23 protein-coding genes and 2 pseudogenes are annotated in these 26,744 nt (G+C 63.4%); 11 read left to right on the top strand and 14 right to left on the bottom strand.

Going from position 1 to position 26,744, the window contains the following annotated elements:
* Window positions 1–147: 147 nt before the first annotated feature.
* The 5 genes and pseudogenes from ACFX4T_RS03745 to ACFX4T_RS03765 all read right to left on the bottom strand — a co-directional run bounded on the left by ACFX4T_RS03745 (window position 148) and on the right by ACFX4T_RS03765 (window position 6,882).
* Window positions 148–888 carry a GAF and ANTAR domain-containing protein gene (locus ACFX4T_RS03745; protein ID WP_377650836.1) on the bottom strand — a complete coding sequence of 247 codons (741 nt, stop codon included), beginning with the start codon at window positions 886–888 and terminating at the stop codon, window positions 148–150.
* A 74-nt stretch (window positions 889–962) separates the two neighbouring features.
* Window positions 963–1,175, bottom strand: coding sequence for a hypothetical protein (locus ACFX4T_RS03750; RefSeq protein ID WP_216923562.1), 213 nt, complete (start codon window positions 1,173–1,175; stop codon window positions 963–965).
* Between the two features lie 684 nt (window positions 1,176–1,859).
* Entirely contained in the window at window positions 1,860–3,239 is a 1,380-nt protein-coding gene (locus ACFX4T_RS03755) for an MFS transporter (RefSeq protein WP_216923563.1), read from the bottom strand.
* Between the two features lie 569 nt (window positions 3,240–3,808).
* Window positions 3,809–5,989, bottom strand: a pseudogene (locus ACFX4T_RS03760) (glycogen debranching N-terminal domain-containing protein).
* Window positions 5,990–6,327: 338 nt separating this feature from the next.
* Window positions 6,328–6,882 (bottom strand): hypothetical protein, encoded by a 555-nt coding sequence (locus tag ACFX4T_RS03765; RefSeq protein ID WP_254186099.1) that lies wholly within the window; start codon window positions 6,880–6,882, stop codon window positions 6,328–6,330.
* A 333-nt stretch (window positions 6,883–7,215) separates the two neighbouring features.
* Here ACFX4T_RS03765 and ACFX4T_RS03770 point away from each other — a divergent pair, with 333 nt between their 5' ends.
* Complete coding sequence (locus ACFX4T_RS03770) at window positions 7,216–8,424, top strand: aspartate transaminase (protein ID WP_377650837.1); 1,209 nt, start codon at window positions 7,216–7,218, stop codon at window positions 8,422–8,424.
* A 46-nt stretch (window positions 8,425–8,470) separates the two neighbouring features.
* Window positions 8,471–9,166, top strand: coding sequence for a 4-carboxy-4-hydroxy-2-oxoadipate aldolase/oxaloacetate decarboxylase (locus ACFX4T_RS03775; RefSeq protein ID WP_216923566.1), 696 nt, complete (start codon window positions 8,471–8,473; stop codon window positions 9,164–9,166).
* 153 nt (window positions 9,167–9,319) lie between these two features.
* Here ACFX4T_RS03775 and ACFX4T_RS03780 read toward each other — a convergent pair whose 3' ends face one another.
* Together ACFX4T_RS03780 and nac are read right to left on the bottom strand one after the other, a co-directional pair.
* Window positions 9,320–9,562: a hypothetical protein gene (locus tag ACFX4T_RS03780; protein ID WP_216923567.1), complete on the bottom strand. Its 243-nt coding sequence runs from the start codon at window positions 9,560–9,562 to the stop codon at window positions 9,320–9,322.
* Window positions 9,563–9,685: 123 nt separating this feature from the next.
* A complete protein-coding gene (gene nac, locus ACFX4T_RS03785; RefSeq protein WP_216923568.1) occupies window positions 9,686–10,633 on the bottom strand; it encodes a nitrogen assimilation transcriptional regulator NAC in 948 nt (315 codons plus the stop codon).
* A 396-nt stretch (window positions 10,634–11,029) separates the two neighbouring features.
* On the opposite strand from nac, the gene ACFX4T_RS03790 reads away from it, so the two are divergent.
* The 8 genes from ACFX4T_RS03790 to ACFX4T_RS03825 all read left to right on the top strand — a co-directional run bounded on the left by ACFX4T_RS03790 (window position 11,030) and on the right by ACFX4T_RS03825 (window position 17,882).
* Window positions 11,030–11,815, top strand: a complete 786-nt coding sequence (locus ACFX4T_RS03790) for a LamB/YcsF family protein (protein ID WP_216923569.1) — start codon at window positions 11,030–11,032, stop codon at window positions 11,813–11,815.
* A gap of 2 nt (window positions 11,816–11,817) precedes the next feature.
* Window positions 11,818–12,549, top strand: coding sequence for an allophanate hydrolase subunit 1 (locus ACFX4T_RS03795; RefSeq protein WP_216923816.1), 732 nt, complete (start codon window positions 11,818–11,820; stop codon window positions 12,547–12,549).
* On the top strand, window positions 12,546–13,559 hold the full coding sequence (locus ACFX4T_RS03800; protein ID WP_216923570.1) for a biotin-dependent carboxyltransferase family protein: 1,014 nt from the start codon (window positions 12,546–12,548) through the stop codon (window positions 13,557–13,559). Before ACFX4T_RS03795 ends, ACFX4T_RS03800 begins: the two co-directional genes overlap by 4 nt.
* 141 nt (window positions 13,560–13,700) lie before the next feature.
* Entirely contained in the window at window positions 13,701–14,462 is a 762-nt protein-coding gene (locus ACFX4T_RS03805; protein WP_216923571.1) for an SDR family oxidoreductase, read from the top strand.
* A gap of 66 nt (window positions 14,463–14,528) precedes the next feature.
* Complete coding sequence (locus tag ACFX4T_RS03810; RefSeq protein ID WP_216923572.1) at window positions 14,529–15,467, top strand: 2-hydroxyacid dehydrogenase; 939 nt, start codon at window positions 14,529–14,531, stop codon at window positions 15,465–15,467.
* Window positions 15,468–15,529: 62 nt separating this feature from the next.
* A complete protein-coding gene (locus ACFX4T_RS03815) occupies window positions 15,530–16,300 on the top strand; it encodes an SDR family oxidoreductase (RefSeq protein WP_216923573.1) in 771 nt (256 codons plus the stop codon).
* Window positions 16,300–17,373, top strand: coding sequence for an L-idonate 5-dehydrogenase (locus ACFX4T_RS03820; protein WP_377650838.1), 1,074 nt, complete (start codon window positions 16,300–16,302; stop codon window positions 17,371–17,373). Before ACFX4T_RS03815 ends, ACFX4T_RS03820 begins: the two co-directional genes overlap by 1 nt.
* On the top strand, window positions 17,370–17,882 hold the full coding sequence (locus tag ACFX4T_RS03825) for a gluconokinase (protein WP_377650839.1): 513 nt from the start codon (window positions 17,370–17,372) through the stop codon (window positions 17,880–17,882). The genes ACFX4T_RS03820 and ACFX4T_RS03825 overlap by 4 nt, the downstream gene beginning before the upstream one ends.
* 213 nt (window positions 17,883–18,095) lie before the next feature.
* Here the strand turns inward: ACFX4T_RS03825 and ACFX4T_RS03830 are convergent, their stop codons facing one another.
* The 3 genes from ACFX4T_RS03830 to ACFX4T_RS03840 all read right to left on the bottom strand — a co-directional run bounded on the left by ACFX4T_RS03830 (window position 18,096) and on the right by ACFX4T_RS03840 (window position 21,661).
* Entirely contained in the window at window positions 18,096–18,971 is an 876-nt protein-coding gene (locus tag ACFX4T_RS03830; RefSeq protein WP_216923576.1) for an NmrA/HSCARG family protein, read from the bottom strand.
* Between the two features lie 300 nt (window positions 18,972–19,271).
* Window positions 19,272–21,065, bottom strand: coding sequence for an alpha/beta fold hydrolase (locus tag ACFX4T_RS03835; RefSeq protein ID WP_216923577.1), 1,794 nt, complete (start codon window positions 21,063–21,065; stop codon window positions 19,272–19,274).
* Window positions 21,062–21,661 carry a TetR/AcrR family transcriptional regulator gene (locus ACFX4T_RS03840; RefSeq protein ID WP_377650840.1) on the bottom strand — a complete coding sequence of 200 codons (600 nt, stop codon included), beginning with the start codon at window positions 21,659–21,661 and terminating at the stop codon, window positions 21,062–21,064. Before ACFX4T_RS03840 ends, ACFX4T_RS03835 begins: the two co-directional genes overlap by 4 nt.
* Window positions 21,662–21,880: 219 nt before the next feature.
* On the opposite strand from ACFX4T_RS03840, the gene ACFX4T_RS03845 reads away from it, so the two are divergent.
* Window positions 21,881–22,981, top strand: a complete 1,101-nt coding sequence (locus ACFX4T_RS03845; protein WP_216923579.1) for an FAD-dependent oxidoreductase — start codon at window positions 21,881–21,883, stop codon at window positions 22,979–22,981.
* A gap of 361 nt (window positions 22,982–23,342) precedes the next feature.
* On the opposite strand, the pseudogene ACFX4T_RS03850 reads toward ACFX4T_RS03845, so the two are convergent.
* From ACFX4T_RS03850 to ACFX4T_RS03865, 4 genes and pseudogenes are all read right to left on the bottom strand, one after another.
* Window positions 23,343–23,468 (bottom strand): annotated as a pseudogene (locus ACFX4T_RS03850) (proline racemase family protein); the annotation flags it as partial.
* Window positions 23,469–23,717: 249 nt separating this feature from the next.
* Window positions 23,718–24,467, bottom strand: a complete 750-nt coding sequence (locus ACFX4T_RS03855; RefSeq protein ID WP_377650841.1) for an SDR family NAD(P)-dependent oxidoreductase — start codon at window positions 24,465–24,467, stop codon at window positions 23,718–23,720.
* Window positions 24,464–25,237 (bottom strand): SDR family NAD(P)-dependent oxidoreductase, encoded by a 774-nt coding sequence (locus ACFX4T_RS03860; RefSeq protein WP_377650842.1) that lies wholly within the window; start codon window positions 25,235–25,237, stop codon window positions 24,464–24,466. The genes ACFX4T_RS03855 and ACFX4T_RS03860 overlap by 4 nt, the downstream gene beginning before the upstream one ends.
* The gene (locus ACFX4T_RS03865) at window positions 25,234–26,727 is read right to left on the bottom strand and encodes a gamma-aminobutyraldehyde dehydrogenase (RefSeq protein ID WP_377650843.1); all 1,494 of its coding nucleotides are present in this window, start codon (window positions 26,725–26,727) and stop codon (window positions 25,234–25,236) included. Before ACFX4T_RS03865 ends, ACFX4T_RS03860 begins: the two co-directional genes overlap by 4 nt.
* Between the last annotated feature and the right edge of the window lie 17 nt (window positions 26,728–26,744).

A 26,744-nucleotide genomic window follows, 5' to 3' on the forward strand; every position in this document is an offset into this window, starting at 1 on the left:
AGCGTTTCGAGTTGTTGCATCAGGTCTTGGGGCGGATTCGCGTCAGGCTTCCAGACAACTGCCGTGAACACCAATCGAGGGCAGTGGCACGCGGAGCCACAAACCCACCACTCAATTGCTGGGCTAGCACCGAAGGCAGTGGTGGCCTTAGTCGTCGAAATGGTTTACCGGTGCCGTGGTGGTGCCATTGCGTTCGGCGATGATGCTCCCGGCGACGTCGTGGAGTTTTTGGTTCCGATTCTGGGATGCCTGGTGAAGGAACGCGAAAGCTTCTTCCTGGGTGCAGTTGTTCTCGGCCATGATGATCCCGGTCGATAGATCGATGACGGCGCGGCGGGCCATGGCGGCTTTGAGGTCTTCGGTGAGCAAATCAGCTGTGGCGATCCGCAGCGCCAGCCGCAACGCCTGACCGGCCGTGTCCGCGAAGACCATGGCTTCGTTCACGACCTCCTTGGTGAAGGCCCCCGCTTCGGGGGCGAAGAAATTCAGGGCCGCTGAGGCGTCGTGGCCCAGCTCCAGTGGTGCCGCGAGGACACTGCGCGCACCGGCCTCAGCGATAGTGTTGGTGTACTTGGGCCACGGATTATCGGCGCTGGTGTCCGCCACCACCACTGGCTGGCCGGTTTGGAGTGTTTCCAGGGCTGGGCCGTCGCCCAGACCCTGTTCAATCCCGTCCCAGAGGATCGCCTCGTCGCTGCTCCCGGCCAGGGTCACGGCCCGTTTCCGGCGCCATAGGGTGACTGCGCATTCGATCCTGATCTGCGTGGCGCGGCTTAAAGTCGCGGCCGCGCAGCGCGTCATTCCGTCCAGAAAGGACTTGACGTCATCGGTACCAGCGATGAGTTGGTGAAGTCGCTGGAAGTTTTCGTTCTGCTCCTCAGTGTCCACATCCAGCATTGTAGAAGCGGGTATTAACCGGGGCAAGACGGATGAGGGGCCCTTTTTGGTCCGGGATTTCCGCTTCAGTTCGGGGCGCTGATTTCCTCGACGGCGGCCTCCAAAGCCAGCTTGTCGGAGGCGCTGAAAGGTGCCAATCCGTGGACATAGGCGTCCAGATCCAGCACATCGGCGTTGCCGCCCATGCTCCAGAACGAGACCCAGAGATCGTTGACCGTCGTGCTGGTGGTGTCCAGCACGGCAAGCGCGACCCGACGCGCTTCCTCCACAACGCCCATGCTAGGAACTGCTTCCCCGTCAAAGCAAGAGAAACCGCACTTCAACACCGCTTGCCAGCCCAAATGCGCGCTATTAAGAAGCGTCCTTATCGGAATGCTCCGTCAGCGGCGTAAGGCGCCAGAACATCAAACGCAGGAAGCTTCCGTCCCCACCCAGCGCCTAAGGTCGCTTTGTCCGGCCGAAGAGGGTGTGCACAATGTGCACACTTAAGTCTGTTGTCTTGGTGACCACGGTTTGTTCGCCTTCTTGCCGTCACGTGTTCATTCCGCGTGCCATCCTCGGCGACATGACTGGTCGCCAAAACGGAGTCAAATCCCAGTGGCGATGGGCCGCGAGTCGTTAGGTCGCCTGAGCCGAAGTCGGGTTGTCAGCTTTACGTCTACGCATTGATAGGAGCCCATACGGCATCATCAATTGAGTCTCAAACCTGACGCCAATTACGCCTCAACCCGACGTCAGGTTGGTGTGTCGCACTGGCCTTGCACCTCCACCCCCGGAACGCGGAGGCCCCTATGCCAAGGCGGCCATACGGGCGGAACGTGAAGACCTCTTAGTCTTTGGCAGTGTGTGGTAGCCACCAAACTAAGAGGTCTTCACGTATTCACGATGTAACCAAGGCCCTGACCCGTACAGCTAGTGCCGAGCAGCTCAGGGGCGATAACCCGTCACTTCTGCATCTCAGGCTAACCAGCGAGGCCGTGGGTAGCTGTGCCCGGCGACACGGTCGCCGCCGTGAGGACGGCCGTCTCCCGCTCGCCCTGCTGCACCTCGTCGAGTTCCTTGAGCGTGTACTTTTTGGTCTCCTTGGCGGTGAGGGCTGAGATCCCTGCCAGGACCATGAACCCGAGGGCGACCATGGACGGCCCAACCCAATCTTTCAGATCGGGGCCAGCGAGTGCTGTCGAGAGAACGGGGCCGATGACGCCCGAGATGGCAAAGCCGATCTGGGTGCCAAGGGCGAGCCCGGAGACGCGCAGCCGGCCGGGGAACATCTCTGCGAAGAACGAGGGCCAGGACGCGTTCACCATTGAGTAGAACAGGGAGTAGTTGATGATGCCAAACAGGAAGATCAGCGACCAGTTGCCGGTCGTGATTGACCACAGGTACGGCACCATTGTGATGCCTACGCCGCCCGTTGCGATGAGGAACATCGTTTTGCGGCCGATCTTGTCCACAAGGAATCCTGCCAGGGGCGTGACTCCGAGGGCGATCACTGCCGAGACTGTGGTCGTCAGGAGCATGGTCGGCTTATCCAGCTTGTATCCAGCCGTCCCGAATGCCACCGAGAAGGTCTGCATCATGTAGCTCGTGCCCGCGATGAGCGCACAGAATACGATCCGCAGCACCGCGCGCCAGTGGAAGCGCAGAAGATGCCTGAGGGGGGCGACGTTCACTTTGGCGGCCTGGACCTTTACGAACTCGGGCGGCTCCTGGATGTGGCGGCGGATCAGGTATGCAGCGACGACCACGACGGCGGAGGCCCAGAACGGAAGCCGCCAACCCCAGCTCAGCAACTGCTCTGAGGGCATAGCGGCGACCGGAATGAAGACCAGCAGTGTGAGCAACGTGCCGGAGGAGGATCCCAACGTGGTGAAGCTCGCGAGGAACCCGCGACGGCCCTCGGAAGCATGCTCCAGGCTCATCGTGATGGCACTGGGCTGCTCGCCGGAAAGGCACAGTCCTTGGATGACGCGGATCAGCACGAGCAGGATCGGAGCAAGAGGACCGATCTGGGCGTACGTGGGCAGGCAACCGATCAGGAAGGTACAACCGCCGATGCCGAACAGTGTGATCATCATGACGAACTTGCGGCCACGGCGGTCACCCATCGGCCCCAGGATGAGGGAGCCGAGGGGGCGTACCGCGTAGCCGACCGCGAACGTGATCATGGCGAGCAGCACGCTGATGCCCTGGGGCAACTCGGGCGAGAAGAAGAGCACGTTCAGAACCAACGCCGACGAGGTGCCATACACCGCGAAGTCGTAGTACTCCAACGTCGTGCCGACCCAGGCCGCGACTGCGGCCCTGACCGGGGTCTTCCTGGGAAGTGTGGTTTCTGTCATTTCGTCTCCATTGGCGATGGGTGAACGGCGGCCTACCGATATACGTAGGCTGGAAGGAGATCTCGATTGAGACGTCTTATCGGTGCTACTGCAGGCTCTCAGGTGCGAAATCGTATGTTTGTACGGGTTTGCGTACTGGCCTAGACATCACGTTAACGTTTGCGGCGCCGGTCACACAAAGACAGCTTTTCTGTCCCTACATAGCGATTTCCTATGGAGGATTTCGAAAGGTGGGAGACGCTGGACAACTGGAAGCCGCGCTGAATCTGGACGCATTGAAGCTGTCCCTCAGACGCGTGAATATGTGGCCTGCACCCGGCGGCGGGTGAGTATCCCAGTGCGTGGACCCAAAAGGGCGAAGACTCGAGTTGCATTCAGCGGCCATTTGGGCAAATTCTCCCGTGAGGACTGCGTTGGCCTGGGAATGGCTCCCGCACTCGGCCACGTACTCGCCTGATGCGAAGGGCCTCGCCGGGGTTTGGATTCCGGCAAGTCGTCCGAGAGAGCAGCGTGGCTCGCATCGGCTACAGGGCGACAGAGTGGGGCAGCCATTGGCGCATGACCCGATCTTAGGGAAGTGGGTTTGACGTGGGGCGGGTATCTCCACGACGCCGTACCGCTTCCTCTACCAGTTCGGACATCCATGGCCGGTGTCCCCGGTGAAGCGCCATCCCCGGAGGCAGTCCCTCGATGGACGGGACGGAGCCGGCAATGTCGATGGTGATGCGTCCGTTGCCAAGCGGGGCGTTTTAGATGTGCAGATCCCCGAAGGACTGGGGGAGGACGGGATCCAGCCAGACTGCACCGGCTGACACAACGGGGTCATAACGCATCAGGCTGGACACGATCTGGATGGGTGCGGTGGCTGCCCACGCCTGGGGCGAGCACGCGGTGGGGTAAGGAACGGGAGTGGCTAGGTGGTCGCGGCCGAAGCCGCAGAACAGTTCCGGGAGGCGGCCGTCGGAGAACTCGGCGGCCTCCATCATCCCGGTGGCGATTCTTTGCGCTTCGGCGACGAAGCCGTACCGGAGAAGCCCGGCCGTGATGATGGCGTTGTCGTGGGGCCAGACGGACCCGTTGTGGTAGCTGGCCGGGTTGTAGGCGCCCATGTTGCTGGCCAGGGTGCGTACGCCCCACCCGCTGAACATTTCCGGTGACATCAGGTGCGCGGCGACTTGCGGGGCCTTGTCTTCGTCAATCAGGCCCTGGAGCAGGCAGTGCCCCATGTTTGAGGCGCATGCGTCGACCTGGCGTTTCCTGCCGTCGAGCGCGATGGCGTAATACCCGCGCTCCGGGATCCAGAATTGCTCGTTGAACTGCTTTTTCAGCCGGGCAGCGCGGTCGGTGAGGTCGTTGCCCAATGCCATGTCGCCGGCCTCGTAGGCCAGCCATGCACGTGAGAGGTAGGCGACGTAAACGTAGGCCTGTACCTCGCAGAGCGCGATGGGCGGCTCGGCCAGGGTGCCGTCGGCAAAGTTGATGCCGTCCCAGGAGTCCTTCCAGCCCTGATTGATCAGCCCCTGGTCGTTGAGCCGCTGGTACTCAACGAAGCCGTCGCCGTCCTTGTCGCCGTAGTTCACGATCCAGTCCAGTGCACGGTCGGCGTGGGGCAGCAGGGCCTTGATGGTGTCCGCAGCGAATCCCCAACGGCTCACAGCCCCAAGCACCATCAGGAACAGGGGAGTGGCATCCACGCTGCCGTAGTAGTTCGACTTGCCGCCCAGGGACAGGCCGCTGGAGACATCAAGCCGGACCTCGTGGAGGATCTTGCCCGGCTCCTCTTCCGTCACGGGGTCCACCACGGTGCCCTGGCGGTCGGCGAGGGTCTGGAGTGTGCCCAACGCGAGCGAGGGGTCCACCGGCATCGCCATCACCGAAGCCCACAAGGAGTCCCTGCCGAACAGGGTCATGAACCAGGGCGCACCGGCGGCGACGACGACGCGCTCCGGATGGTCGGGGTCCTCGATCCGAAGAGCGCCCAGGTCGTCATAACTGCGGCGCAGGGTCCGTTCCACGGAGCGGTTGGCCACCTGCAGTACGGGGATCTTCGCAACCCACTCCCTTCGGCGACGATCCCGGGGAGACAGGCCATCCCCCTCGGAATGGGCGAAAGCCGGAACGTGGGCTCCATTGTCGGTGGGGAGAACGGTCAAGACTGTGCTCCATTGCCCATGAGGGGGCACCGACACCCGATATTGGACGGTGTCGCCGGAAATCCCGGCACCAGGTACGTGGATAGCGGTGCCTTTGCGGACGTCCCGCCAACTGCCCCGAATGGTGAGCATCCCGTCGTCGGCTTCCCGTGTTTCCTCCCACCGTCGCCGGATACGTGCCTCCTTCACCTCGAAGAGGTCCGCGTAGTCGGCCCCCATTTCCAGAACGATGAGGCACTCAGCCGGCTCCTGGGAGTAGTTGTGCACGGTGAGCTGCTCCTGGAGCCCGGCTCCCACTTCCCGGAGCCGTTCCACGATAAGTGGGCTGTCCGCGTAGCCCTCGGAACGGGGGATCCTTACAACGAATGCGGCACGGAACGGCTCCTTTGTCTCCGCCGTCAGGGGTTCAAGCTCCTGCCCATCCACTGTCAGTCGCCATATTGAAAGGATCCTGACATCGGCCACGAAGAGCCCATGCGGACGACCGGCCTGAATATCCCCGTTGGATGACGAAATACAGAAGGATGAACCCTCGACCAACGTCACAGAGCCAGCCCCTAGCGGACCGGCCGCCGTATCCGCATTCCACCCCGCCATCCTGGCCTCCTCCGTGACAAACCGAAGCGCCTACAAGCAGACACCGTGCTTGCGCTGGCCTCTTCGAAAAGACGCTACGCTTGGTTGCCAGTCGCCGCCAGTGCGGAGGCGTGAAGCGAAGCGGAACTCCTCAACACGTGCGTCCGCCTAGGACAAACCAGCGCGATTACCTTTCCGCTGCCGGCCCTGACTAGGAGCACGTTCAAATGCAGGGACTGGCAAACGATTGTGCCCGGGTTGATACACAGCCCACTGGGCCCAGGCTGGCAGAGGAACGAGTCCCCTATCCGAGGGCGGAAGACGGCAGGTAGCGGATCCGCCCGGACGGATCGTCCGGGCTAGGCCACACGCAAGCCCACACCCCTGGTCATTTTCCGGATTTCGTCGGACTTCAGACCGCTTGCCCCGGCGAGTTGGTAGTCGTCAAGCACTCGGGATTTCCTTGCCAGGGCCAGTATCTGCGTGCGTTCCTCTTCCAGAGCGCTCCGGGCGCCTTCGGCCGCGGCCAGCTCCAAAGCCAATCCTGCAATGAGGTGAAGGTGATCGCTCCGGGATTGGCCCGACGGATACAGTTCCCCGCGGGCCACCGCGGCCGACCGGATACTGGCGGCAGGCACGCCGGTGGCTTGTGCGAGGGCGGCAACTTTCACGCCGTCACACACGGCCTGGGCAACGCAGTCACCCAGCTCGGCGGTGAGGGCACGCACCCGGCTGGACCGGAGCGCGATGGTCCTCCGAAGCTGGGCCAGCGAGGCCAGGACTTGTTGGGCGCGGGCCGTGGCGGGGTCCGGCGTCGGCGCGCCCCGGTACCGGTAGGCGGCCACGCCGCTCCTGCCCGTCCCGCTACCGGCTGCACGCGGAAGTGTCCGCTCCTGAGTTTCTCTACCGAGCACCTCTGCTCCTTGTCTCCGTTGGTGTTTTCATGTCAGCGCGGCTTGCCGGCGGCGGGGGGAACCTTTCCCGCGGTTCTCCCCGACGGACTGGGAGGAAAGTCGCGGGGCGGGCGCTGTGTCGTCTTTGGGTCCGTTGTCCACCCTGCAGGTTACGCCGCTGGCAAGCGCGGAAGGCAATACCGAAAGTGCGTGGAGCAATACGCGAAAGTTCTGGCTGCTTCGTCATAAGGGCTGCTTATCTGTCCACGCACTTTAGGTCTTATCCAAGAGGACGGTTGCTTCCCTAGGCTCGAATGAACCACACTCGTCTGTCCCGGAAGCCTGGAAGAAAATATGCCTGAATTCGTGCCCGCATCACGCGTAACCCGTATCAAGTCCTCGCCCAGCGTTGCCGCGGCGGCCCGTGTGCGGGAGCTCAAGGCCGAGGGTCGCCGGATCCTGGACCTGACGGTCGGAGAGCCCGACTTCGATACACCGCAGCACATCAAGGACGCTGCGACCGCAGCCATCGGCCGCGGTGAAACCAAGTACACGTCCGTGACCGGGACACCCGAATTGCAAAAGGCAGTCCTGCAGACGCTGCAGCGCAAGACCGGCCTGCAGTACACGCCGGCCGAGATTACCATCGGCGGCGGTGGCAAGCAGGTCATTTTCACTGCATTCATGGCCACCTTGGACCAGGGCGACGAGGTTGTCATCCCCGCGCCGTACTGGGTTTCCTACCCGGACATGGTGCTCGCTAATGAAGGCACCCCCGTCATCGTTTCCTGCGGCGAGGATACTGGCTTCAAACTCACCCCTGAGGCCCTGGCCGGGGCACTGACGGAACGCACAAGGTGGGTCATTCTCAACACGCCTTCCAATCCCACAGGAGCGGTGTACTCCCGCGAGGAACTGGCCGGCCTGGCCGCCGTCCTCAAGGACCATCCGGCCGTCTACGTCCTGACTGATGAGATCTACGACGAGATCCACTTCGGCGAAGAGCGCATCGCCGGGATGGTGGCCGTTGCCCCGGAACTCAAGGACCGTGTGCTGGTCACCAACGGCGTTTCCAAGGCCTACGCCATGACCGGATGGCGTCTGGGCTACGCTGGCGGCCCGGCGCCACTGGTGGCTGCAATCAACAAGCTACAGTCCCAAATGTCTTCCTGCCCGTCCTCCATCAGCCAGGCCGCTGCCGCCGCGGCCCTCACCGGAGACCAGGGATTCGTCCGCGAAAGCGTAGACGTGTACCGCGAACGGCGCAACGCTGCGGTTGCCGGGTTGAACGCCGTCAAGGGCCTGCAATGCGCGACGCCGGATGGCGCCTTTTACGCGTACGTTAACTGCGCCGGGGTCATCGGCAAGACGACACCCGATGGCAGGCAGATCACCAACGACGAGGACTTCACCCTCTACTTGCTGGAAGCAGCGTCTGTTGCCGTCATCCAGGGTTCGGCCTACGGACTGAGCCCGTACTTCCGGATCTCCTACGCCACCGGACTGCCGGTGATCGAGGGATCCGTTGCCGCCATCGAAAAGGCCGTCACGGCGCTGGCCTGACCCAACCATCCCCTTTGCCTAGCTTTCCAACCACAGGAGCACCCAAATGATCCACGTCAAAACAAAATTCGACCGGCCATCGGGGGACGCCATTAGGCGCCTCTCCAAATTCTCCTCCGCCACAGTGCATGAAGCTCAGGGCCGCAAAGGTGCACTGAGCTCCAGGATCAAACCGATCGACCGCAGCATGTCCTTCTGCGGCCCCGCTGTCACCGTCGTCTGTGCGCCGCGGGACAACCTGATGCTCCAGGTGGCCATACACTATGCCCAGAAGGGTGACGTCGTCCTGGTAGCTGCCGGTGAGTACGAAGAGGCCGGGACTTTCGGCGACGTGCTGGGCAACGCCATGAAGGCCAAAGGCCTGGCCGGTATGGTCACGGATTCCGGTGTCCGCGACACCAAGGACCTGATCGAACTTGGATTGCCGGTCTTCTCCGGCAGTGTCTGCATCAAGGGGACCGTCAAGGAAACTATCGGGCCCATCAACCATCCCCTGGTGTTCGGCGACGAGATTGTCTACCCCGGCGATGTCCTCCTGGGTGACGCCGACGGTGTGGTGGTGGTCCGCAAGGACGAGATCGAGGAAGTCATCAAGCTGTCGCAGGCGCGCGTGGACGCAGAGGACGACCTCATCCGCCGCTACAAGGAAGGCGGCACCACCATCGAGCTGTGCAAACTGACGGACGTCCTGAAGGCCAAGGGCCTGCTGGTGGAGGACGCCGAACTGGAGCCAGCCCTGTAACCACCCACTCCCACGATTGCTGGGCAGTTGTCGCCGTGACTCCTTATGGCGACGAGTGCCCAGCATTCGACGCTTAAGCCAAGGGGCGTTAAGCCAAGAGGCCCGGGGTTCCCTTTCGGAACTCCGGGCCTCGCCTCTTGGTTTAACGACTAATCAGTTCATGCCGGGCAGCAGGTAAGCGGGCGGTCCCACCTGCGCGTCCTCCAGGTACCACATGGTGGAGCCGCACTTGCCAGGGGGCATCATGCTTCCCTCGAACACGAAGACCGGATCGGAGGCGGGCCCGTCTTCGGGACGCCAAAAACCGTTGGTGGGGCAATGTGAACCGGTGCTGGCTTTCAGATGGATTCTTCTTTCAGCTGCCTTACTGTACTGCAGACGGGTGATCTTCTTCATGGCTTGGGCTCCAGGGAATCTATTGCCGCGGTATCGCCTTTGGCGAAACCTTTATGGCTTTTATCCTAGAACTCACGCAATTCCCTGAATAAGACTAAAGCGGCGTGACCTGATAAGGCCTGCTTATGATGCCTCGAACGGTGCGGTGGGGAGCGGGGAATATTTACTCCGGAGCATTTCCTGCAGCATTTCCTTCAGTACCAGCAGGACGGCTGACGCGGCTTCGGATAGAGGCTCATGGTCGGGCGTGCACAGCGCGATCCTGCACTGCAGGGCGGGCTCGACGATCCTCAGGACCCGGAAGTCCTCTTCGTGGAACAGGGCATCCGCGGCCGACTTGGGCAAGATAGTCGCACCGAGGTCCGTGCGGAGCAGTCGGGTGAGCGAGGGGACCGATTCCACCTCACCTACCAGCTTCAGCTTTAAGCCCCTGCTGTCGATGCCCGCCTGAACCACCTGCCGAAGGGTGTGGATCTGTTCCGGCAGGAAGAGCCCGACAGCAGCCACCTCGTCCAGGGTAATGGTGTCCACGGCCGCTACCGGAAGTTCCCGCCGGGAGTTCACAATCAGGTACAGGTCCTCGACGATGAGGGTGGTGAACTGCACCCCCCGGATGGGCCCGGGTTCATAGATGAGTGCCATGTCCAACCGGCCGTTCTTGATGGCCTCACTGAGCACGCCCCCGTAAATCTCGGTCAGGTGCAGCACGATGTCCGGGTAGCGCCGTCCCACCTCGCTGATGATCCGCGGAGTGAGGCTTGAGGCCATGCTGTAGGGCGCGATCGCTATCGACACTCGGCCCGAAGGCGCTGCTCCTGAAGCTGCCACATCTATCCTGGCCTGCTCCACGAGCCGCAGGATGGTCTGCGCGTGCCGGTACAGGGTATGGCCGGCCGCTGTGGGCTCCACTCCCTGCTTGCTCCGGATCAGGAGCCGCTGCTTCAGCTCCGTCTCCAGGGCGGACACCTGCTGGCTCAGCGCTGGCTGGGCCACGTGGAGCGCGGCGGCCGCCTTGGTGATACTTCCTGAGTCGACGATCTTGACGAAGTAGGCCAGCTTCCGGGTGTCCATAGCGCTCCTCTTTTCCAGCGGGGACGGCACAGCATGCGGGGTCATACGTTGGCGCTATGGCGGGACAGGCATTACGTCTTTGTGTGATCCGAGTCTCGGGCATAGGTTAATTGCAGATGACTTTCCAATGACCAGGACATTCTATCCCCTTCCAAGCCATCGATGATTTTGATGGCGGCATATGTTTTTTGCATAAACAGGGGAAAGAGTCTATGGTCGCACCAATTTTATAATTACGAAACAAGAGCTGCGTATATTCCGTGGGTCAGCGCCAATACCGCCTTGCGAAGGTCATAACTTTCCACTATTGCGTGATACCACATACGTCTTTGTGTCGACTAAGTTCCGATGCCACACTCATTTAAACCCGCAGTACCCGTCAGAGAAAGGCCCACAATGCCCACAATCGATCTCGTAGCGGATCTTGGTGAAGGTTTTGGTGCCTACTCGATCGGTGACGACAAAGCCCTCCTGGAGATCGTGTCCAGTGCCAACATCGCCTGCGGCTTCCACGCAGGGGACCCTGACATCATGGATGCCACTGTGGCCGAATGTATCCGGAAAGGAGTCGGGGTCGGAGCCCATCCCAGCTTTCCCGACCTCCGCGGCTTTGGCCGCCGGGCCATGGACCTCACGCCTGACGAAGTCCGGAACGACGTCATCTACCAGCTGGGAGCACTGACAGCGTTCGCTGCCTACCACGGGGGGTCGGTCTCGCATCTGGCTCCGCACGGCCGATTGGGCAACCTCGTGGCCACGAGGGCTGACTACGCCGAAGCAGTGGCCGATGCCGCCGTGCGCGTGGACCCCGCTCTGATCGTTCTTGCGCAGGACGGAGAACTCGCCACCGCCGCGGCAGGCCGCGGCCTGCAGGTTGCCATCGTGGGCATCGCCGACCGCGCCTACCAGGATGACGGCACGCTGGTGCCGCGCAGCCAGCCCGGCGCCGTGATCCACGATTCCTCCGTCATCGTCCAGCGCACTGTGCGGATGGTCTGTGAAGGACTCATCGAGACTGCCTCCGGCAGGGACATCGCCATCCAGGCAGACACGGTGCTACTGCACGGCGACAACCCGGGCGCCGTCGAACTGGCCCGACTGATCCGCAGCGAACTGATCGCCGCGGGCGTCACTATCGCCCCGCTGGCACAGGTTCTCGAGACAAAGCAGAGGGTGTCATGACCATGGCCACAACGACAACGACAACGCCGACGGCGCTGGATATTTTCGAATCCGGTGACGCCGCCCTGCGCGTCGTGGCACGGTCCGGTGACGCGGAAGCGAACTGGTCCACCGTCCACTCCCTGGCGGGTTGGCTGGCCACCGCCGGCGTCGACGGCATTTACGGGGCCGTTCCTACCTACGACTCGGTACTTGTGGAATTCGACCCCTACGTCACGTCCGCGCGCCAAATCCGGGCGTTCGTCCTCCTGGGAATGCGCCAATTGGACTTCACCGGCATCGCCATGCGGAAACCGCGCCGTTTCGAAGTCCCCGTGGTTTACGGCGGCGACTACGGACCCGACCTGGACCGCGTGGCGGACCACCAGGGCCTGGACGTTGAGGACGTCATCGCCAGACACACCGCAAAGACCTACGTCATCCGTTGCCTCGGGGCGCCGGCAGGTTCTCCGATGATGGATGGGCCGGACTTCCCGGTGCCCGTCCCCAGACTGAAGGACCCACGGTTGTCGGTCCCCGCGGGTGCCGTGTCCGTGGCCGGACGCCAGGCCGTCATCGCGCCCGCAGTGGCACCGGGTGGCTGGTGCGTCATCGGGCAGACCCCCCTGACGGTCCTGGACGCAGCACGCGAACCTCTGGTGCCCTACGTCCCGGGGGATGAACTGCGCTTCTACCGGATCCCCGCGGAGGACTTCGAAAACTTCGCGGGGCAGTTCCTGGAAGCCCGGCCATGACCGGTTCACTGATCATCCTGCAGCCGGGCCACTCCGTGGTCACCGACCTCGGCCGGACGAAGGGTCCGGCCTACGGCCTCCCCGTCAACGGCGCCCTGGACCAGTATTCAGCCAAGGCCGCCAACATCCTTGCGGGCAACGAAGACAACGCCCCCCTCCTGGAACTCACCGCACTGGACTTCCGGATGCGAGCCGCCACCGACCTGCTGATCGCCGTCACCGGAGCGCCCCTGGACCTCACGGTGGGCGGCCGGGAATGCCCGCAATGGGAGCCGGTGTCCGTCCGGGCCGGCGAAGTCGTGGCAGTTCGGGGAATCCGGACCGGACTGCGAGCCTACATCGCCGTCCACGGCTCCTTCACGGTGCCCAGCCTGCTGGGCAGCTGCGCCCCTGACACTGTGGTGGGCTTCGGGTTGAAGCTCGTGGAGGGCTTCCGCCTCGAAACGCGGAAGACCACGGCGCCCATCACCCAGCCATACCTTGGCCTGCCACTGTTCCGGCTCGGCCTCACCAAACCCGTCTTCACCACCAACCCGGTCATCGACGTCACCGGCGGGCCGGACGTCGCGGAATTCGGGGACACGGCAGACCTGCTGTTCACCTCGCATTACACCGTGAGCCCCCGCAGCAACCACATCGGGCTCAGGCTCGGTGGTGCCCTTCCCGAACGCCAGCTCACCTCCGAAGTGCTCTCCCGCGGCGTTCCGGTCGGGGCCATCGAAGTCCCGTCCCGGGAGGAGCTGCTGGTGCTGCACCGGGGACGCGGCGTTACGGCCGGCTACCCGGTCCTTGCAGTGGTCACGAGCCGCTCCCTCGATCTCCTGGCGCAAGCCAGGCCTGGACACACCATCACGTTCAGAAAGACAACCGTGGCTGAAGCAACAGCCATGCACCGCACCGCCTGCCTGGAACTGGACAGGCTCCGGAACACCATCAACACAGTCTTCGGACTCCTCGGCATCGGCGCCGGACAGCGCTGGCACGAACTCAGCCCAGCGTCAGGAGCCTGAACATCATGAATCCTTTTCCCACAGCCGAGGACCGCGCCCACCAACCGCCGCGCGATCCCTAACCCCTGCCAACCCGGGGTTCCTACGTCCAGCCCGTTGCCGGAGGTAAGAGCCCGCCCATTCCCACTTTTTGGAGTACCAATGCCTTTTTCCGACTACACCACCGCCCTCGTAACCGGTGCATCCACTGGCATGGGCGCCGCAATCGCCGAACGGCTAGCCAAGCGCGGCCTCACCGTTCACGCAGTCGCCCGCAATGAGGAACGCCTCGCTGAACTGGCGGACCGTACGGGAGTAATCCCGCACGTGGTGGACCTGACAGACACCGCCGCCCTGACCGCCGTCGTCAGCGACCTGAAACTGGACGTCCTGGTGAACTGCGCGGGCGTTTCCAGGCCCGGCAACATCCTGGATTCCTCCGAGCAGGACATCGACGAACTGGTGGACGTCAACCTCCGCGGGCTGCTGCAGCTCACCCGGCTGGTGCTGCCCGGAATGGTGGAACGGGACCTCGGCCATGTGGTCAACATCAGCTCCATCGCGGGTACCTACAACTTCTACGGCCACACGGTGTACCACGCCACCAAGGCCGCGGTGCACCAGATTTCCCGTCAGCTGCGAAACGACACCGTGGGCAAGCGCATCCGCGTCACCGAAATCTGCCCCGGCCGCGTGGAAACAGAAATCTTCGGCCGGAACATGGGCGGCAGCCCGGAAGCCATGGAAGAAGCCTGGCAAACGTACTACGAGGGCTACGAGTCGCTGACCACCGACGACATCGTCAACGCCCTGGACTACGCCATCGAAACCCCTCGGCACGTCAACGTCGGCATGCTGGAACTCATGCCCACCTTCCAGGTCCCCGGCGGCCTCACCTTCGACCGTCGCGGGGACTCCGACTAAAGCCGCCCCTGCGACACCCAAACCCGGCGAACTACCTTCCCACCGCCCAACCGATAGGCACTCCAGATGCAGTTAGTACAAACAGTCAGTTTCCCCGAACCCCAGCTCCTGGCTGACCTCTCGCCACTCCCCGATGGACTACGGGGCGTGGTGTGGGACATGAAGGAGGAGCCGGGGGAGGAGCTGGGCGGCATCGACGGCGTCATCCTCCCGTACGTCGACGCCGGGGCAGTGATGGGTTCCCTGAGCAAGGTCCCGGACCTTAAATTCGTCCAGACGCAGTCAACAGGGTACGACGGCGTCCGCGAGGCCGCGGGTCCGGGCGCCGCAGTGGCAAACGCCTCAGGCGTCCACGCAGCTGCCACCGCAGAGCTGGCCGTGGGCCTCATCCTGGCCAAGCTGCGCGGCATCGACCAGGCCGTCAAGGATCAGCAAACCGAAAGCTGGAAGCCCCAGCGCCGACAGTCCCTCGCGGACCGCAAAGTCTTGCTGCTGGGCATCGGCGGGATCGGCAAGGAACTCGCCCGGCGCCTCGAACCCTTCGAGGTCACCATTACCCGGGTGGGAAGCACTGCACGCACGGACGCGGCCGGACAGGTCCACGGCCCGGAGGAACTGGTGACCCTCGCCGCGGACCACGACATCCTGGTCTCAGTTCTGCCCCTGAACGACAACACACACCATCTGGTGGGCCCGGAAGTCCTGGCCGCCCTGCCCGACGGATCCCTGGTGGTGAACGTGGGCCGCGGCGCGGTCATCAGCACCGAGGCCCTGACACGCGAAGTGGTGTCCGGCCGCCTGCAATGCGCCATCGACGTCGTCGATCCCGAGCCGCTGCCCGCCGGCCACCCGCTGTGGGCCGCGGAGAATGCCCTCATCACCCCGCACGTTGGCGGCAACGCCTCGGCCTTTGAGCCCCGGATCCTGAAACTCCTGAAACAGCAGCTCGAGGCCCTCGCCGCCGGCCAAACCCCGGCCAACCTTGTCCAGCAGGGCCCGTTCTAAGGGCCCCGGGATCTGATGCAGGCCGCGGTACAAAACAACGATGAAGAGGAAATCACCAGGACATGACAGGGCTTTTTGATCTCACGGGGCGCGTAGCCTTGGTCACTGGTTCGAGCAGGGGCATCGGTTCCGCCCTTGCCAGGGCACTGGCCGACGCCGGAGCAACAGTCGTGCTCAACGGCGTCAACGAGGAGCGGCTCAAGAACGCCCAGGCGGCCATGGCAGCGAATTTCCCGCCTGGCCGGATCCACAGCATTGCCTTCGACGTCACCGACGACGGCGCCGCGGCCCGCAGCATCCGGTGGATCGAGGACAACGTGGGGCCGCTGGAAATCCTGGTGAACAACGCCGGCATCCAGCACCGCGTCCCCATGCTCGACCTGGATGTCGCTGACTGGGAACGCGTCCTCTCCACGGACCTCACCAGCGCCTTCCTGGTGGGCCGCGAGGCTGCCCGGCACATGATTACCCGTGGGAGGGGCAAGATCATCAACATCTGCTCGGTCCAGACGGATCTGGCACGCCCCACCATCGCCCCGTACATCGCGGCGAAGGGCGGGCTGCGGAACCTCACCCGGGCGATGACCGCCGAATGGGCTGCCTCGGGGCTGCAGATCAACGCGGTTGCTCCCGGCTACATTCACACCGAAATGACCCAGAATCTGGTGGATGACGAGGAATTCAACTCCTGGATACTCGGCAGGACCCCTGCCCACCGCTGGGGCACCGCGGAGGACCTCGCCGGTCCCGTGGTATGGCTGGCCTCGGACGGGTCCAACTTCGTGAACGGACAGACCATCTTCATCGATGGCGGGATGACGGTGGTGGTCTGATGGCTCCAATCACAGAAGAACTCCCGGCAACCGGCTTGGCTCTGGTGGCCCACGGGGCCCGCGACCTCCGCATCGACGAGGTCCCTCTGTCCCAGCCCGCACCCGACGAAGCAGTAGTGGAGGTCCGGTACGGCGGGATCTGCGGCTCGGACCTGCACTACTGGCTGCACGGCGCGGCGGGGGAGTCCATCCTGAAGGCCCCGCTGGTCCTGGGCCACGAAATCTCCGGCGTGGTGGTCCGCGTCGCGGCCAACGGGTCAGGCCCGCAGGTGCGGACCGCCGTCACCGTCCACCCCGCCACCCCGGGCCCGGGCGCCGGGAGGTACCCGGCGGACCGCCCCAATCTGTCCCCGGGCTGCACCTACCTGGGCAGTGCCGCCCGTTACCCGCACACGGACGGCGCGTTCAGCCGGTACGTCACCTTGCCGGTGCGGATGCTCCGGCCGCTGCCCGAGGGACTGAACCTGCGCACCGCGACCCTGATCGAACCCGCGTCCGTGGCCTGGCATGCCGTGTCCCGCGCTGGCGACATCAACGGCAAGACGGCCTTGGTGATCGGCTCTGGGCCCATCGGCGCTCTCGCCGTCGCCGTCCTCAAACGTGCCGGAGCCGCCCACATCACCGCCGTCGACCTGCACCCCAAGCCCCTGGAGATCGCCAGGGCCGTCGGGGCGGATGAGGTAGTCAACGCCGCGGACACCGCAGCCATCGCGGCCGTGGAGGCCGACGTCGTCATCGAATCCTCCGGCAACCACCACGGCCTCGCGTCCGCAATCAACGGCGCGGCGCGCGGCGGCACCGTCGTCATGGTCGGCCTGCTGCCCACCGGCATGCAGCCGGTGCCCATCTCGCTGGCCATCACCCGCGAACTCGAGCTCAAGGGCTCCTTCCGCTTCAACGACGAAATCGATGAGGTCATAACGGCCCTCGCAGACGATTCCCTGCACATCGATCCCGTGATCACCCACGAATACCCCCTGGCCGATGCCCTGCACGCCTTCGAGGTCGCCAAAGACTCCACCACCTCCGGCAAGGTCCTCCTCAGCTTTGGGGAACCGGGTGATGCCCTGTGAGCGGGCAGCTGCCTCCCTTGGTAATCATGGGTGTGTCCGGCTGCGGCAAGTCCACCGTAGGCGCCCTCCTTGGGCAGGGGCTGTGCATGCCGTTCTTGGACGGGGATGATTTCCATCCTGCAGCCAACAAGCAGAAGATGGCCGCCGGGGTTCCGTTGACGGACACGGACCGCGAGCCATGGCTTGCCCGGCTGGGGGAGCTGCTCGCAGGGAAGAACGACGGCGGCGCAGGAGTCCCGCCGATAGTTGCCTGCTCTGCGCTCAAGCGCAGGCACCAGGACCTCCTGCGCAGTTATGCACGGGATGTCGTCTTCGTCCACCTCACCGGCACCGCGGCAACAATCGGCGCCCGGATGGATGCCCGTTCCCACGAATTCATGCCGCGCGCCCTGCTGGACTCACAGTTCGCCGCCCTGGAGGACCTGGAGGCGGACGAGGCCCACGTACTGGGCGACATCACGCAGCCGCTGGATCTTCTGGTGGAGTCACTCCAGCTGAAATTGTCATAGGTGACATCTGCTTTGATGTCAGTTCGCATGTTGCGGGCCAAATATTAGGAGGCCTCATGCTCGTCAGCCCGTACTTCTACAGCAACCCGAGTGATCCTGACGTCCACCACAGGCACAGCGATTGCCCGAGTGGACAGCAGATTCCGGAGCGCAACAAGCAGCCGGCACAAACAACTACCGGCTTTGTAAGCACTGCCGCCTGCTCAGCACCGCTCACTTTGGCCGTTGTATCAGCCATTCCTTAATCGTCCGGGCCTCGGGCAGGATCTCGCGCGTTGCCTGCGTACTCATGTCGAACTGCCCGGTCCGCAGCCATCGCCACATGGTGGTGAGGTCCTTCCCCACGAACCGTTCAAACAACTTCTCCGGCATTGGCAACCCACGGGGCTTTCGTCCGGTCCGTTCCTGCCATAGAGTGCGGCACTCGTCTATTGACCGCACGTCCGATGCCAGTCCCAGCACCGCCCCGCTCCACCGTTCGGGGTCGGCGAACATCCGGGCGGCGATGGCACCCAGATCGTCAACGCACAGCCAGCCCAGCGGCCGGGTCGGGCCCATCAGCTTTGGCATCAGGTGCCAGGTGGAAAACTGTGGGTAGTAACCTTTGTCCGTCATCAGTTCCATGAACGCCATCGGCCGGAGCACGGTGAGCGGCAGTCCGAGTTCGCGAAAGCGCCGGGCGATGACCAGCTTTGAGTCCCAGGAGCCGACGCCTGTCGGCTGGTCGCTGACTCCTGCCGCCCCGTACACCACGTGGCGTATGCCCGCTTCAGCTGCGGCCTCCGCCACGTTGCTACCTTGCCGGACTTCGGCGTCGATTCCACTGGTCATGGGATTCTGGACGTTGAAAAGCCCGTAGGCCCCTTCGAACGGTGTCCGAAGAGAGCCGGGATCCTCGGTGTTCGCCTGCTGAACCTCGGCGCCGAGCGCGCGCAGGGCCTGCGAAGCGTCGCTGGACGGATTTCGGGTCAGGGCGCGCACCTGCCACCCGTCTTTGAGGAGGTGACGGACCACGGCCGATCCCTGCCGGCCGGTCGCACCGACCACTGCCACCACACCCGGAGTGCCCCTGCCCGAGGAAAAAGCCATAGCTTAGTATCCCATTCGGGCCGAGGATTTGACCTGGCACGGAAGGAACAGCCCACGCCCCGTCCGGATGGATGAGAGCGCCCGCGTCTTTCACACCCGGCGGGACTGTTGCCGCCACCGCGACAAGCGAGGTAAGGCGGGAAAACGCAGGATAGGGCTGCTTGTGGATTCAGTGGAGTTTGACGAGTGGGTTCGCCGCTTCTGCAGACCCGTGGAAGCGCGACCATCAAGTCACCGCCGAAGGAGTCGTCCTCGCGCCGAAAAGGCCACGAGGAGTGCGCCCAAACCGCGGGCATCCTGTCACGCGACAGGGGATTTGAGCAGAGCAACGAGCGCATGGTTGTGGGTCAGTTGCGGATGGTGCCCCGCACCCGGTATCGAGATCAGCTCAATGTTTGGGAGTAACTCGAGCTGCTTTACGGCGATTGGGGCGATTGGGTCATCGCTTCCCGTGATGATACGGACCGGGCCCTTGAATCGCCCAAGCGCTTCTTGGAGTTCGGCTCGCCACCTCTTCGATCCCGCAAGGGTCAGGTGTTCGGCTACCCTCTTGGCACTGCTTCGCTTGAGGTCACTCAGACTCGACTCGAGAGCAGCCGCGCTGGCTTCTGATCCGGTCAGTTGGTGTGCCAGCCGTGCGGGGCTGATGTGTCGCAAGTACGTGGGTACGAGCGGCCGCAGTCTGGCTGAGGCACGCATCCGGTCCTGGAGGAAGAACGGTGCGATCAGCGTGAGGGAGCTGACATGGCCCGGGATGCGGTCAGCTGCGACCACTGCCGCAGCCGCACCGATGGAATGGCCGATGAGGTGAGTAGGTTGACCACTCAGCACACCGGGCAGCCACCGTTCCCAGTCCTGAACGCCTTTTCCCCTGCTGAGGCCCAGGCCGGGCAGGTCTACGACCCGCGCGCCGATGCCCGACGCCACTTCGGCCCACGTGTCTGCGTTGACTGGCAAGCCAGGAAGAATCACCCGATTGGATTCGGGTATTCCCAGCTCGAAGGTCCTCAGGCCGCCAACGTCCACAAATCGACGGCTATCCGCCATCACGGCACCAAACCGATGCGCAGCCAGGTGGTCAGTCCATTTTTCGAGGGAAAGCACAACGTCAGGCATTTGGATTCCGTGTTTGTTGGCGAACTCGATGGCGGGCTCTGTCGGGTAGCGGTCCGACGACAGGAAGGTAAGCGTCTCGGGATCCGCCTTGGTCATCCATTGCGGGAGCCGCTTGATGACACCGATCGGCATCTTTACCCGCGGGACTTTGACACCGAGATGCTGGCCGACGTGCGTGAGCAGGTCTGCCAGCGGCGGGGTAGCGTCGTCGAGAACCCAGTAGGCCCTGCCCGCTGCTACGGGATCGATCGCCGCCGCCGCCATGAACGCCGCCAGATAGTCGACTGTGACGACCGGCAGGAAAGTCGTCTCGTTTCCGGGCAGTGCCGCCGCGGTGCCGTCCCAGATCTGCTCGATGGTGGTGACCAGCCCGATGTGTTGGTCGGACTCCCCGGTGGCACTGTCTCCGATCACACTGGACGGGTTGACGATGGTCCAAGGTATTCCGCTTTCCAGAGCCCGGGCTTGGAAGATGGCATCGGATTCCACCTTTGATGCTTCGTAGGCGCCAAGTTCCCTGTAGGCCGCGGTGCGGTGTTCATCTGACCATGGAACAGTTGCAGGGTCCTGCCCGCCGACGCGGTAGCCCGACACGTGGACGACTCGCTGGAGATTTGGTAGGTCTTCGGCGAAGTCGATCAGCTTCTCGACGATGCCGACGTTCGCGCTGCGTGCCTCCTGGGCAGTCATCCCGAATCGGTAGGACCCGGCGCAGTTGTGAATCTCGGTGATAAACGGGAACGCCGATGGACCCCCCGCCAGGATCTCAGGAGCATCGAAGTCGACGATCGTGGTGCTGATGCTCCGTGTCAGGCCACGCTCCCTCACCCATTGCTCAACACGCGTTCCGGACTCGGCGGTTCGAACTGCGGCCGTGACCCTCGCACCAGCCTCGGCGAGGGTAAGGACCATGTGCCGGCCCACCAGTCCCGAGGCCCCGAAGACCAACGCGTGACGGTTGTCTCCATGGTGTGTCATCGCGTCCCCTCAATTTTTAGGCAGCGCTGCTTGATGAGTTCCGATACGACGTCAGCGGCCGAAATCAGGGGTTGGGTGTCGTGCATGGCACGAGAGACGATGACCGCCCCCTCGATCGTCGACACAACAACGGTTGCCAGGGCCCGGGCCTCCTTGGCGTCAAGACCGTCGGCCTCGAGGAGCGCGGCCGTCGGGGTGATCCACGACTCGAAGGCAGTGGCGCAAGCCTCCCGCAGACGCTCGCTCTCCGCGCCCATCTCCAGGGTGACGACGGAGACCGGGCGGCCGAGCCGGAAGTTGCTCTCGCTGACGATAGTCGTCAGAGCCTCGATAGCGGCGCGGGCAGCCTCAGCAGCACCGTCCGCGGAAAGGGCCGCCTCTACAATCAATGTCTCGAACCGCTTCGCCGCGAGTTCGACTGCTGCCACGCCCAGGCCTTCCTTCCCGTCGGGGAAGTGGAAGTAGACCGACCCCTTTGGTGCTCCGGCGTGTTCGATCACAGCATTTAGGCCCGTGCCGCTGTAGCCGCTGGTCTGTATGAGCTGGAGCATGGACTCTGTGAGCCGTTCCTTTGTCAGGTTTCCTTTGGTTGCCATGACATCAGAAGAGACCGGTCTATATATTTTTTCCAAACGCATTCAGCCAGTGCTTTTGTGGGTGTTTTCTGGGAACTCCAGCAAACCGCAGCCGAATTATTCCGCTTGGGGTCTATGAAATGTGCCAGACGGCCGTCTCGCTTCCGCTTTCCCGCTTCCAAGGAAACTGGGACATGATGATGGTAGACACGGGCAGGCTGAGGAAAGAGGTTGCTGCTAATGGACGAACCCGTCGAAGTCGTGGTTGTTGGTGGCGGAGTTTCAGGGCTCAACCTCCTGCGAAACCTTTCGGAGGCAGGCATCTCGTGCCGGTTGCTGGAGGCCCGGGGTCGTCTTGGCGGGCGGGTCTTGACGGTGGACGCCGAAGGTGAGCCCAGCGCGGACGGGTTTGATCTCGGGCCGTCGTGGTACTGGCCAAGACTGCAGCCGGCACTCGCGAGACTTGTCGATGAGCTGAAACTCGAGGCTTTCGCCCAGAGCAGCGACGGAGACGTGGTGTTTGAGCGCATGTCCCGGGAGCCGGCCGGACGTTACACGGGCGTCGGCAGTTCAGCTGAAACCATGCGGCTCTCAGGTGGTTCTGCGGCGCTTGTGAGGGCGTTGTCGGACAAGGTGGTGGCTGAAGCCATAGGCCTTAACTCACTGGTTACGGGACTTTCACTTGAGACCCACGGCGTCGACGTGATTTTCCGCGACGCTCAGGGCTCGGAACAATCACTAAGAAGTCGGTTCGTGGCGTTCTGCTTGCCACCAAGGTTGCTTGAAGCCACGATCACCTTCAATCCGGAGCCCGAAACTGCGACGTCGGCCCTCTGGCGGGATACGCCGACGTGGATGGCCGGACAAGCCAAGTTCTTTGCACTCTATGACACGCCCTTCTGGCGTGAGGACGGGTTGTCGGGGACGGCGCAAAGCATGGTTGGCCCCATGCTGGAGATCCATGACGCAACCACCGAATCAGGAAGACCTGCTCTCTTCGGGTTTCTCGGGATCGGCCCGGGGGAACGGCAGTCCATGGGCGAGGAGGCCATCAAGGAAGCTTGCTTGGCACAGTTCACAAGGCTGTTCGGCCCTCAAGCTGGAACTCCGGAGGCGACTCTGTTCAAAGACTGGGCGTTCGATGAATTCACAGCCACAGCGCAGGACGTTGCGTCCAGCGGCCACCCAGCGCCGTCAGCCTCATGGGTTCAAGGGGCGTGGGCGGACCGGATCGTGCTGGCAGGCAGCGAAGTGAGTCCTGCTGAGGCGGGCTACCTGGCCGGTGCCATAGAAGCATCCGATCTCGCGGCAGAGGATCTGCGTAGCCGGCTCGGGCGGTAAGGACTGAGGGTTACTGGCCGGGCACGGGACGTGTCCAACCCATAGCCATCCTGTAGTGGAAGCCGAGCCGTTCCTCGGCAGCCCACGCTTCAAAATATTCTGCCTTCTCGAATAACCGCCGGCCATAAGGTTCTGCGTAAACCCAGAGGATGCTGCCATCCTCAGTCACCGCGTCTACGGTTCCTGTGCAGATGGCCGCACCCTGTTGGCGGATCTCCACATGGGCGCCCGCAAGATTGGACCAGTCGGTAATGGGTCCGTTCGTCATGTCAGTACTCAGCTTTCCACGGTTTCCCAACGACGAATCCTTCTGGGAAGGGGTCGGTTGGGTCAAAGACCAGTTGGTTGTAGGAAGTGATCGGAGTTGGCCGCGGGCATGCAGCAAGGCAAGCCGAGCAGATGTTCCTGTGCCGCATGGCGAACGGTCAAGCCGGCCGGGGGAGACGATTCGAGCGGATGCGTGACGTCCAGTTGTTCGGCTGCTGCCTTCTTGATCCGCCGGGTATTCCGTTGACTCCAGGATGATGTACCCAAAGTCCGCCTCAGCATTGTTGTCGAACATAGACGAGCCTGGCACCGGCCCGACACCGCCTACAACGACTTTGCCGGATTCGCCCTCCGCATGGGCGTCCACCACGGTGAGCATACGACTGAACCGCATGGGTCCCCTTTCAAAGATTTCAGATTCGACGGCGGCAGGCCCCTAATGAGGCAACTCACCGGGGCAGGCGAGCTCCTAGCGGACGTAGTCCGCGCCGGTGATATCTATGGTTGATCCGGTGGAGTGTCTCGAACGCCCGGATGCCAGGAACGCGACCACTTCAGCGACATCCTCCGGGGGAGTGACTTCGCCGAGCGGGAGTCCGGCAAGGACCGCGGCGTCAGCGGCGAGGTCTCCAGCAATATCCGTGGCTACCCAGCCCGGCGCAACGGCGTAGGCCAGGATGTTCTCCTTGCCAAAGCCGCGGGCGATCCCCTTTGTGAGTGCAAGGAGTCCGCCCTTCGCGGCACCATAGGCGAGGTGTTCGGCGTCGTCACCTCTGTGGGCCGAGCGGCTGGTGATGTTCACGATGATCCCACCGCCTCCCTCGCGGAACCCCAGGATTGCAAGGCGGCAAAGATCGGCTGGGGCAAGAAGGTTGAGCTCATAATTCGCTTCCCAGCCCAGTCGCCACGTGTCGGGACAGTCAATCGACGACGACAGCCAGGCCCCGGCGTTGTTCACTAGAACGTCGACGCCATCACGCCAGCCCACTGCTTCCCGCCAGACCCGATGGCGTTCAATAGGGTCACTTAGATCTCCTTGGACCAGATGGACGCGATCGCCGAGCCTGTCAGCTGTTGTCCGCGCTGAGTCCTGGTCGTTGCCGTAGTGCAGCACCACATGGGCACCCTCGCGGTGCAGAGCGACAGCGGTGGCGCGCCCAATGCCCCTTGAGGCCCCGGTAACCAGCACCGTCTTGCCGGCCAACATACCAGTGATCATGCCACTGCCTGGGCGCCGGTAATCTCGACCACCGATCCGCAGATAAAGGGAGCTTCATCGGAAGCCAGAAAGGCCACCAGCGCAGCGACTTCTTCGGGCTGTCCGATCCGCCCAAACGGCACCAGGGCGTCGAGTTCCGCCACGCTGCGACCGTTCCGGGCCAACCCTGCTTCGAGCATCGGTGTACGGACTTCTCCAGGGGCAACGGCGTTCACCCTGATGTTGTTCGGCGCATAGTCCCGGGCGAGGTTCTTGGTGAAAGCAACGACCGCTGCCTTGGAAACGTTGTAGGCGATATGGGCCGGCGCCGGGTAGAGGCCCCACTGCGAGGCGGTGTTCACGATGGAGCCACCTCCTGCCGCGATCATATGGGGGAGCACGGCACGGCAAAGATGGAACAGGGAATCGACATTGACGGCGAAGGACAGGTCCCAATCATCCTCCGTGATGGAGAGCAGGTCACCCCGTCGATTGATGCCGGCATTGTTGACCAACACGTCCAGCCGTCCCCGTGCTTCCACAGCCTCGTCGACCGCCCTGGCGCTCGCCTCAGGATCGAGCAAGTCAAACACGAGTGGCTCGGCCATGAAACCGTCGGATTCGATCGCCTCCGCGACGTCCTTTGCTGCCATCTCGTTAGCATCCGCCACGTATACGTACGCACCCTCAGCGGCCAGTCGCCGGCTGATGGCGGATCCGATGCCGCCACCAGCGCCGGTGACCAACGCAGACTTGCCGGAGAAGCGTCCGGCGAGTCCCGTCGTCGTCATTGGCCTTTCCCGTTTGGCTCGTCGAAGGTGAAGATGGTGCGGTGCCAGTCCTTGGCTTGGGCGCCGGTGAGGTCAAACATGACGTGTTTGACCACGGTGTATTCGTCCAGGGAGTAAGTGGACATGTCTTTGCCAAAGCCTGATTGCTTCATGCCACCGTGAGGCATTTCGCTGATGATCGGGATGTGGTCGTTGACCCAGACTGCGCCGGCCCGGATTTCCCGGGTAGCCCGCAGCGCCCGGTAGACATCCTTGGTCCACGCCGAGGCGGCCAGCCCGTAGGGGGTGTCGTTGGCGAGGGTGATGGCTTCATCATCGGTCTCAAACGGGGTCACGGTCAGGACAGGACCGAAGACTTCGTCGCGGAAAATCTCGCTGTCCGGGGTAGCGTCAGCCACAAGGGTGGGTCGGTAATAGGAACCGCTGGCCAGATCGCCGTCGGGTACGCCGCCGCCGATCACCCGGGCGTAAGCACGGGCGCGCTCGACCATTCCGGCCACAGTTTCCTGGTGCTTGCGGGATACGAGCGGGCCGAGGTCGGTGGCAGGATCCTGGGTGGGGCCGAGCTTGACCTTGGCGTAAAGACCGGCAACGCCTTCGATGAACTTCTCATAGAGGGAGCTGTGCACGATTGCGCGGGTGGCGGCGGTGCAGTCCTGGCCGGTATTGATCAGGGAGCCGGCAACGGCACCATGGATCGCGGCTTCGAGGTCGGCGTCGTCGAATACCACGAACGGGGCCTTGCCTCCGAGTTCCAGGTGCACACGCTTGGCCGTGGTTGCCGCGGCTTCCAGGACGGTACGCCCCACAACAGTGGAGCCGGTGAACGAGAGCATGTCCACGTCAGGGTGGCGGAGCAGCTCGGCGCCGACTGTTGAGCCACGACCAGTAAGGACGTTGATGACGCCATCCGGGACGCCAGCCTCGGTGGCAACTTCAGCGAACAGCAGCGAAGTCAGCGGGGTGATCTCGGCCGGCTTGAGAACGATGGTGTTGCCGGCGGCGATGGCGGGCAGAATCTTCCACGCGGCCATTTGCAGCGGGTAGTTCCACGGGGATATCGAACCAATCACACCGATCGCTTCGCGGCGGATCGAGGAGGTGTGGTCCGGGGAATATTCGCCTGTGGCCTTGCCTTCCAGGTTCCTGGCGGCACCGGCGAAGAAGGCGATGTTGTCTATGGTCCCGGGGACGTCGAACTCGCGGGTGAGCCTGATGGGTTTGCCCGCCTGGCGGGACTCCAACTGGGCGAACTCTTCGGCGCGTTCTTCCATGAGTGCGGCGAACTTGGTCAGCACGGCCGAACGTTCGGCGGGCGTCGCACGGGACCACGCCGGGAACGCGTCTTTGGCGGCCTGGACTGCGGCATTGACGTCGTCGCTGCCGGCAAGGGTGATGGTCCGGATGGTTTGGCCATTGGATGGGTCCTTGACGTCCACGGTTTCGCCGGTGGTGCCTTCGACGAGCTTGCCATTGATGAACTGACTCACATCTCCTGCTTTCTAAG

This window comes from Paenarthrobacter sp. YIM B13468, from assembly GCF_042788025.1.
GTDB classification, from domain to species: domain Bacteria; phylum Actinomycetota; class Actinomycetes; order Actinomycetales; family Micrococcaceae; genus Arthrobacter; species Arthrobacter aromaticivorans.

What these genes read in the sequence shown, in the direction of transcription:
- ACFX4T_RS03750 (WP_216923562.1), bottom strand. Translation starts at nt 1,175, where the DNA reads ATGGGCGTTGTGGAGGAAGCGCGTCGGGTCGCGCTTGCCGTGCTGGAC.
- ACFX4T_RS03755 (WP_216923563.1), bottom strand. Translation starts at nt 3,239, where the DNA reads ATGACAGAAACCACACTTCCCAGGAAGACCCCGGTCAGGGCCGCAGTC.
- ACFX4T_RS03770 (WP_377650837.1), top strand. Translation starts at nt 7,216, where the DNA reads ATGCCTGAATTCGTGCCCGCATCACGCGTAACCCGTATCAAGTCCTCG.
- ACFX4T_RS03775 (WP_216923566.1), top strand. Translation starts at nt 8,471, where the DNA reads ATGATCCACGTCAAAACAAAATTCGACCGGCCATCGGGGGACGCCATT.
- ACFX4T_RS03780 (WP_216923567.1), bottom strand. Translation starts at nt 9,562, where the DNA reads ATGAAGAAGATCACCCGTCTGCAGTACAGTAAGGCAGCTGAAAGAAGA.
- nac (WP_216923568.1), bottom strand. Translation starts at nt 10,633, where the DNA reads ATGGACACCCGGAAGCTGGCCTACTTCGTCAAGATCGTCGACTCAGGA.
- ACFX4T_RS03790 (WP_216923569.1), top strand. Translation starts at nt 11,030, where the DNA reads ATGCCCACAATCGATCTCGTAGCGGATCTTGGTGAAGGTTTTGGTGCC.
- ACFX4T_RS03795 (WP_216923816.1), top strand. Translation starts at nt 11,818, where the DNA reads ATGGCCACAACGACAACGACAACGCCGACGGCGCTGGATATTTTCGAA.
- ACFX4T_RS03800 (WP_216923570.1), top strand. Translation starts at nt 12,546, where the DNA reads ATGACCGGTTCACTGATCATCCTGCAGCCGGGCCACTCCGTGGTCACC.
- ACFX4T_RS03805 (WP_216923571.1), top strand. Translation starts at nt 13,701, where the DNA reads ATGCCTTTTTCCGACTACACCACCGCCCTCGTAACCGGTGCATCCACT.
- ACFX4T_RS03810 (WP_216923572.1), top strand. Translation starts at nt 14,529, where the DNA reads ATGCAGTTAGTACAAACAGTCAGTTTCCCCGAACCCCAGCTCCTGGCT.
- ACFX4T_RS03815 (WP_216923573.1), top strand. Translation starts at nt 15,530, where the DNA reads ATGACAGGGCTTTTTGATCTCACGGGGCGCGTAGCCTTGGTCACTGGT.
- ACFX4T_RS03820 (WP_377650838.1), top strand. Translation starts at nt 16,300, where the DNA reads ATGGCTCCAATCACAGAAGAACTCCCGGCAACCGGCTTGGCTCTGGTG.
- ACFX4T_RS03830 (WP_216923576.1), bottom strand. Translation starts at nt 18,971, where the DNA reads ATGGCTTTTTCCTCGGGCAGGGGCACTCCGGGTGTGGTGGCAGTGGTC.
- ACFX4T_RS03835 (WP_216923577.1), bottom strand. Translation starts at nt 21,065, where the DNA reads ATGACACACCATGGAGACAACCGTCACGCGTTGGTCTTCGGGGCCTCG.
- ACFX4T_RS03840 (WP_377650840.1), bottom strand. Translation starts at nt 21,661, where the DNA reads ATGGCAACCAAAGGAAACCTGACAAAGGAACGGCTCACAGAGTCCATG.
- ACFX4T_RS03845 (WP_216923579.1), top strand. Translation starts at nt 21,881, where the DNA reads ATGGACGAACCCGTCGAAGTCGTGGTTGTTGGTGGCGGAGTTTCAGGG.
- ACFX4T_RS03855 (WP_377650841.1), bottom strand. Translation starts at nt 24,467, where the DNA reads ATGATCACTGGTATGTTGGCCGGCAAGACGGTGCTGGTTACCGGGGCC.
- ACFX4T_RS03860 (WP_377650842.1), bottom strand. Translation starts at nt 25,237, where the DNA reads ATGACGACGACGGGACTCGCCGGACGCTTCTCCGGCAAGTCTGCGTTG.